At 66.5% G+C, this 6,605-nt stretch carries 6 protein-coding genes and 1 pseudogene; 2 read left to right on the top strand and 5 right to left on the bottom strand.

Annotated features, from left to right (window positions below):
- Positions 1–6: 6 nt before the first annotated feature.
- The 4 genes from VGC77_RS00405 to VGC77_RS00420 form a co-directional block, all read right to left on the bottom strand.
- A complete protein-coding gene (locus VGC77_RS00405) occupies positions 7–924 on the bottom strand; it encodes a helix-turn-helix transcriptional regulator (RefSeq protein ID WP_331169598.1) in 918 nt (305 codons plus the stop codon).
- A 122-nt stretch (positions 925–1,046) separates the two neighbouring features.
- Positions 1,047–1,892: an S-formylglutathione hydrolase gene (gene fghA / locus VGC77_RS00410; RefSeq protein ID WP_331169599.1), complete on the bottom strand. Its 846-nt coding sequence runs from the start codon at positions 1,890–1,892 to the stop codon at positions 1,047–1,049.
- A gap of 289 nt (positions 1,893–2,181) precedes the next feature.
- A complete protein-coding gene (gene gfa / locus VGC77_RS00415; protein WP_331169600.1) occupies positions 2,182–2,751 on the bottom strand; it encodes an S-(hydroxymethyl)glutathione synthase in 570 nt (189 codons plus the stop codon).
- 80 nt (positions 2,752–2,831) lie between these two features.
- Complete coding sequence (locus VGC77_RS00420) at positions 2,832–3,941, bottom strand: S-(hydroxymethyl)glutathione dehydrogenase/class III alcohol dehydrogenase (RefSeq protein WP_331169601.1); 1,110 nt, start codon at positions 3,939–3,941, stop codon at positions 2,832–2,834.
- 539 nt (positions 3,942–4,480) lie between these two features.
- On the opposite strand from VGC77_RS00420, the gene VGC77_RS00425 reads away from it, so the two are divergent.
- Positions 4,481–5,875, top strand: a complete 1,395-nt coding sequence (locus VGC77_RS00425; protein ID WP_331169607.1) for an ATP-binding protein — start codon at positions 4,481–4,483, stop codon at positions 5,873–5,875.
- Positions 5,876–6,035: 160 nt separating this feature from the next.
- A complete protein-coding gene (locus VGC77_RS00430; RefSeq protein WP_331169602.1) occupies positions 6,036–6,464 on the top strand; it encodes a hypothetical protein in 429 nt (142 codons plus the stop codon).
- On the opposite strand, the pseudogene VGC77_RS00435 reads toward VGC77_RS00430, so the two are convergent.
- Positions 6,461–6,605 (bottom strand): annotated as a pseudogene (locus VGC77_RS00435) (IS481 family transposase); the annotation flags it as partial. The gene VGC77_RS00430 and the pseudogene VGC77_RS00435 sit on opposite strands and share 4 nt — an antisense overlap.

Here is a 6,605-nt window from a genome sequence, read left to right on the forward strand (position 1 = left end):
CGCGCCTCACCCCGCGGCGCGGCCGGCGCCGAAGGCGCAGGCGTCGCGGCACAACACCGGCGACACCATGGCGATCAGTGCGGCGGCGGCGGCGTCGACGCCGAGCTCCGCGGTGTCGAGCACGGCGGCGGCGCGGGCATAAAGCGGCTCGCGGCTTTTCAGGATGGTGCGCAATTCGTCCATCGCGGCGTGGTCATCCACGATCGGCCGCAGCTCGCCCTGGCTGCGCACCCGCGCCATGTGCTGCTCCGGCTCCGCCTTCAGCCACACCGCGTGAAACGACGACAGCACCAGATCGAAGGTCAACGGCTCGGAGACGATGCCGCCGCCGGTCGCCAGCACCATCAGTTCCTTGCCGGCGAGAAGCTCGGTCAGCGCCGACTGTTCCATGCGGCGAAAGCCTTCCTGGCCGTACAGCGCGATGATCTCCGGCACCGACAGCCCGTTCTGCCGTTCGATCTCCTTGTTGAGCTCGACGAAGCGCCAGCCGATGTAATCGGCGAGCCGGCGGCCCAACGTCGACTTGCCGGCGCCGCGCAGCCCGATCAGCGCGATGCCGCAGAACTCCGGCAGCCGCTTGGCTCCCGCGCCGAGCCGGCCCTGGCCGGACAGCACGTCGCGCGCATGCGCTAGTTGCACCGGGGTAGCGCGCCGCAACAGCTCGCGCAGCAGCGGCCAATCCGGCACCGGATCGGCCGCCGGGATCAGGTCCTCCGGCCGGGTGCCCATCGCATGGGAGACCCGGCGCAGCAGCACGATGGAGACATTGCCCTTGCCGCTTTCCAGTTGCGCGATGTAGCGCTCGGAAATCCCGGAGACCTGCGCCAGAACCTTGCGCGACATGCCGCGCAGCGCGCGCAGCGTGCGGACCCGCTGGCCGAGCTGGCGGAGAAACCCCGCTTCCGACTCCAGATGTTCGTCCATGTCCCGCAGGTCCGATGCTGGCCGTCAGCCACGCAAGATAATGCCGACCGCAGCCGACGGCAAGCCAGCTCAAGGGCGATCCATGAATTATAGTTCAGGGGTCAACGCGGCGGCGAGCGGCCTCAGGCCTTCAGCCGCGCGGCGTGCCAGCGCAGGTGATCGTCCATGAAGCTGGAGATGAAGTAGTAGCTGTGATCGTAGCCGGGCTGGCGGCGCAGCGTCAGCGCCAGTCCGGCCGTGGCGCAGGCCTGCTCCAGCAATTCCGGGCGCAGCTGCAGCGCAAGGAACGGATCGGCATCGCCGACGTCGACCAACAGATCGGGAAATCGCGCGCCGTCCTCGATCAGCGCCACCACGTCATGGGCGCGCCAGGCGGCGCGGTCGTCGCCGAGATAGCCGCCGAGCGCCTTGACGCCCCACGGCACTTGCGACGGCGCCGCGATCGGCGCGAATGCGCTGGCTGCGCGAAACCGCTGCGGATGGCGCAACGCCAGCGTCAGCGCGCCGTGGCCGCCCATCGAATGGCCGAGCACCGATTGCCGCGCCGGATCGGCCGGAAAATGCGCGGCGATCAGCGCCGGCAATTCGGTGGTGAGGTAGCTCCACATCCGGTAATTCTTGGCGAATGGCGGCTGCGTAGCATCGACATAGAACCCGGCGCCGAGCCCGAAATCATAGGCGCCCTCCGGATCGCCCGGCACGCCGTCGCCGCGCGGGCTGGTATCGGGGGCGACGAAGATCAGCCCGAGGTCGGCGCAGGCTTTGCGAAACTCGCCCTTCTCGGTGACGTTGGCGTGGGTGCAGGTGAGGCCGGACAGATACCACACCAGCGGCAGCGGCGCGTCGCCGCGGCGCGGCGGCACGTACACTGAAAAAGTCATCGGCGTGCCGGTCTCGCGGCTGTGATGTTTGTAGACGCCTTGCGTTCCGCCATGCGCCTGGTTGAGCGAGACCGTTTCGAGCGTCATCGGTGGGGGTTTCCATTTCGCAGGGCGGGTGAATGCAGGGCGGGTGAATGTTGGCTCGCGATGCGATCAACGCATCGAACGTTTCATGTCGTCATGGCGCGAGGCGCTTGCGACCAAGCCATCGCGGGCCGCACCTGTTTTGCCCCGCTTCGCTGCTCGCGCGGCGTGCGCCGCCTGCGCCCCGCAATGACCAACCACTGATCTCGGGCGCTGCGGTCGACCGTTCGCCACCGACGGACGCCGCCGGTGATGGCCTTTCATCACCGGCGACCGCGTGGGGGCCGCGCGCTCAGGCCGCCTTCTGATGCGATTTCGCGACTGAGGTCGCGATCGCGTCCATCAGCCCGGGCGACAGGCAGTCATAGGGCTCGAGCCCGAGCTCCTTCAGCCGGGCGCGGATGCCGGGCATTTCCGATGGGTCGACGCCGGATTCGATCACCGAGGAGACGAAGGCGGCAAACCCCGGTGCCGCCGAGCCGGCTTCCTGGAACAGCTCCGGATGGATGAAATCGAGCCCGTAGAACGGGTGCGATTTGTTTTCGATCCGGCCGTACATATGAGTGCCGCAGACCTTGCAAGCGTGGCGCTGGATGGTCGCCGAGGCGTCGACGATGTGCAGCTTGTCGCCGTTTTCCAAGACGGTGACGTTGTCACGCGGCACCACCGCGATCACCGAGAAGGTGGCGCCTTCCGGCTTCCAGCACTTGGTACAGCCGCAGGCGTGATTGTGCGCGACGTCGCCCTTGATGCCGACCTTGACCGGCCGGTCCTTGCATTTGCAGACCAGTGTTCCGCCGCTGAAGCTGCCGGAGCCCTGTTTCACGCCGTTGTCGACCGCGGGATGGATATGAACAGTCATGGGTCATTCCTCCTTGTGTTGTTGTTTACGTCACGTCCGTCATATCGCCTGCTGGTTATGCGGGTGGCTGTGGTGGCCCATCAGAACACGACGACCGAGCGGATCGACTTGCCCTCATGCATCAGATCGAAGCCCTTGTTGATCTCGTCCAGCTTGAGGACATGGGTGATCATCGGGTCGATCTCGATCTTGCCGTTCATGTACCAGTCGACGATCTTCGGCACGTCGGTGCGGCCGCGTGCGCCGCCGAACGCCGTGCCTTTCCAGACCCGTCCGGTCACCAGTTGGAACGGACGGGTGGAAATCTCCTTGCCGGCCTCCGCCACCCCGATCACCACCGAGACGCCCCAGCCGCGATGGCAGGCCTCCAGCGCCTGGCGCATCACCGTAGTGTTGCCGGTGCAATCGAAAGTGTAGTCGGCGCCGCCGTCGGTCAGCCCGACCAGATGCTGCACGATGTCGCCGTCGACCTTCTTCGGGTTGACGAAATGCGTCATGCCGAAGCGGCGGCCCCATTCCTCCTTGTCGTCATTGAGATCGACGCCGATGATCTTGTCGGCGCCGACCAGCCGCGCGCCCTGGATCACGTTCAGCCCGATGCCGCCGAGCCCGAACACCACCACGTTGGAGCCCGGCGTCACCTTGGCGGTGTTGACCACGGCGCCGACTCCGGTGGTGACGCCGCAGCCGATGTAACAGCTCTTGTCGAACGGCGCGTCGTCGCGGATTTTCGCCACCGCGATTTCCGGCAGCACGGTGAAATTGGAAAACGTCGAACAGCCCATGTAGTGATAGATCGGCTTGCCGTTATAGCTGAAGCGCGAGGTGCCGTCCGGCATCAGCCCCTTGCCCTGGGTGGCGCGGATCGCGGTGCACAGATTGGTCTTCTGGCTGAGGCAGCTTTTGCACTGCCGGCATTCCGGGGTGTAGAGCGGAATCACGTGGTCGCCGGGCTTCACCGAGCTGACGCCGGGGCCGACCTCGCGGACGATGCCGGCGCCTTCATGGCCGAGGATCGAGGGGAAAATTCCTTCGCTGTCAAACCCGTCCAGCGTGTAGGCGTCGGTGTGGCAGATTCCGGTGGCTTTGATTTCGACCAGCACCTCGCCGGTCTTCGGTCCTTCCAGGTCGAGTTCGACGATCTCAAGCGGCTTCTTCGCCTCGAACGCAACTGCGGCGCGGGTTTTCATCCTGTAGTTTCCTCTCAACGTTTCGCGTGTCCGGATTGGCTCCGGTATTACAGAAACCGCGCCGCGGGGGAACGGCGGAGCTGGTTTGACATATCAACCTTGACATGCCGACGATGGCGCGATGACGACAGCGCCTCGGCAAGCGATCAACGCCGCCTCGACATGTTGCGGCTGCGAGCAGCTGTTCCTTTCTGCACGGCGTAAATCATTGCATGCCCACGCCCGACGTCAAGGCGTCGATTTGCAATCGTGATCGGTGGCGCTCTCGGCTCAGCCGGCCGCCCTGCCGCCGGCAATCAGCAGCGTCGACGGCGGCGCTCGGGGGCTAGACCTGTTGCAGCGCAATATGGTTTCGGCCCGCGGAAATGCTGTCGCCTGCGCTCGGACCGGGCTATCAACGGATAGCAGCGTTTTCGAGCGAAGTGGATCCAGTTCGGGTGAAGAAAACCCGTCAAGATGACAATCTGGAGCTCCGGTTTTGATTCTATCAGAACCGGAATAGCTCTAGATTGGCAGGCGGTGCGGTGGGTGTTAGTTCGATGTGGCAGAAGCTCTCGTTGCGGGCGCGGCTCAACGCCCTGATGGCGCTGGTTCTGCTGCTCGGCCTTGTGATCAACAACGGGCGGCTGTTGCTGGAGGCCGCGCCGCGGGTGCGGGCCGAAGACCAGAGCGTGGTGCGGCTGGCGCGCGAACTGATCGAATCGATGGTGATCGGACTCGGCGAGGTTCCGGATCCCGAGACCAAGCTCAGCAAGATTGTCGACGATCTCAGCCGGCTGCGGCATATCACCATCACCCGCGAGGGCGATGCCGCGGCGCCGCCACCGGCCGAGACGCCGGACGCCTCGCCGCATGCGCCGGCGTGGTTTGTCGCGATGGTGCGGCCGGAGCAGACCAGCGTCAGCGTTCCGATCAGCGTCGATGGCCGCGCGTTCGGCGCGCTGCAGATGACGCCGCATCCGGATGACGAGATCTTCGAGATCTGGGACGGGCTGATCACCCAGATTGAAGTCGGCGTTGCGATCGGGCTGATCGTGCTGCTGACCATCATGTCGGTGGTCGGCCGGGCGCTGGCGCCGCTGCAATCGCTCGGCGACGCCATGGCGCGGATCGAGGCCGGACGCTACGACACCCGGGTGACGCCGGGCGGCTCGCCGGAACTGGCGGCGATCTGCGACAAGCTAAACCATCTGGCGGAAGCGCTACAGGGCGCCGTCGACGACAAGGACCGGCTGGCGGAGCGCATCGTCTCGCTGCAGGACGCAGAGCGCCGCGAGATCGCCCGCGAGCTGCACGATGAATTCGGCCCCTATCTGTTTGCGCTGCGCGCCCATGCCAGTTCGCTGACGCGGATCGCCAACGCGCCGCGACCGGATCTGGCGGCGCTGGCAAGGCACGGCGGCGATATCCTGGCGCAGGTCAACGAGCTGCAGCAATTCAATCGCCGGGTGTTGAAGCGGCTGCGCCCGGCGGGTCTCGACGAATTGGGATTGCCCGCCGCGCTCGACGCGCTGCTGCGGCTGTGGCGCGAGGCGCATCCGGCGGTGCAGGTCGAGATCGCGGTGTCGCCGACGCTCGGCGAGGCGCGCGACACCACCGAGCTGACGATCTACCGGATCGTTCAGGAGGCGCTGACCAACGTGTTCCGGCACGCCGGCGCCACCCGCGTCGAGGTGACGGTCGAGCCGATCGGCCGTTCGCCGGCAGGACCGCCCGCCGACGCGGTGCTGGTCCGCGTCAAGGACGACGGCGGCGGCCTGCCACCGGATCACCGGCTCGGCCTCGGGCTGACCGGGATGCGCGAGCGGGTGTTGGCGCTCGGCGGCGCGCTCAGCGTCGGCTCGAGCCAAGGCGGCGTCACGGTCGAAGCCATCGTGCCGTGGTCTGCGCGCAGCGAGGTTCGCGACATCGTCCCGCGTCACGCGCGGAGCTAGCCGCTTGGCCGGTCGGCGCAGTTAGTTCGCCGCCGCGGGTTCCGGGCAGCGACGCCCCACAAACGCCTACAAACGGGAGAAAATGGTGCGATCGCCACCTGGTCAGCGCCCGCTGCGACGCCACGTGCGGGCGCGCCATCTCGGAAGAGGAGCAAGCTCGATGTGTGACTACAGTCTGCACGCCGTTGCGTCCCGACCGGCCAAGGTCGGAGAAACCCTCGTCACCACCACGTTCCGCGGCACCTCGACCCGCGGTTTTGCCGCGCTCGACGAGCCCGAGGTCGCGGTCTGCCTGTTGCCCGGCACCGAACTCGGCTTCCAGGACGAGGTCCGTTACGACCAGCGCTGGATCTGGACCCGGACCAGCGAATACAAGGTCGGCAAGTTCGGCCAGCTCGACAAGGGCGTTCCCGCCACCCATCACGACGCCATCGAGTTTCCCGACGGCAGCAGCGTGCTGGTGACGCATCTGGTCAGCGGTCAATTGGCCACCGTGCTGCAATTGCCGGTACAGGCCGGCGTGCGGGCCGAAGCCGAGCCGGCATCGCAAACCACGGCGTTGCCGCGGGTGACGTCCGAGGCGCGTTAGATGTGGAGCCTCAACAGGTTGTCCTCGGACAGACCGAGGCGACTGATGGGTGTTTGTGATTTTATCCCACCGTGTGGCCGATGCCAGTTGTATCTATGCAGCCAGACCGGCAGTTCGAGGGCGCGGCGTTGTGAGGTCGGA

Origin of the sequence: Rhodopseudomonas sp. (assembly GCF_036404135.1) — a bacterium.
Lineage (GTDB): Bacteria > Pseudomonadota > Alphaproteobacteria > Rhizobiales > Xanthobacteraceae > Rhodopseudomonas_A.

What these genes read in the sequence shown, in the direction of transcription:
- VGC77_RS00405 (WP_331169598.1), bottom strand. Translation starts at nt 924, where the DNA reads ATGGACGAACATCTGGAGTCGGAAGCGGGGTTTCTCCGCCAGCTCGGC.
- fghA (WP_331169599.1), bottom strand. Translation starts at nt 1,892, where the DNA reads ATGACGCTCGAAACGGTCTCGCTCAACCAGGCGCATGGCGGAACGCAA.
- gfa (WP_331169600.1), bottom strand. Translation starts at nt 2,751, where the DNA reads ATGACTGTTCATATCCATCCCGCGGTCGACAACGGCGTGAAACAGGGC.
- VGC77_RS00420 (WP_331169601.1), bottom strand. Translation starts at nt 3,941, where the DNA reads ATGAAAACCCGCGCCGCAGTTGCGTTCGAGGCGAAGAAGCCGCTTGAG.
- VGC77_RS00425 (WP_331169607.1), top strand. Translation starts at nt 4,481, where the DNA reads ATGTGGCAGAAGCTCTCGTTGCGGGCGCGGCTCAACGCCCTGATGGCG.
- VGC77_RS00430 (WP_331169602.1), top strand. Translation starts at nt 6,036, where the DNA reads ATGTGTGACTACAGTCTGCACGCCGTTGCGTCCCGACCGGCCAAGGTC.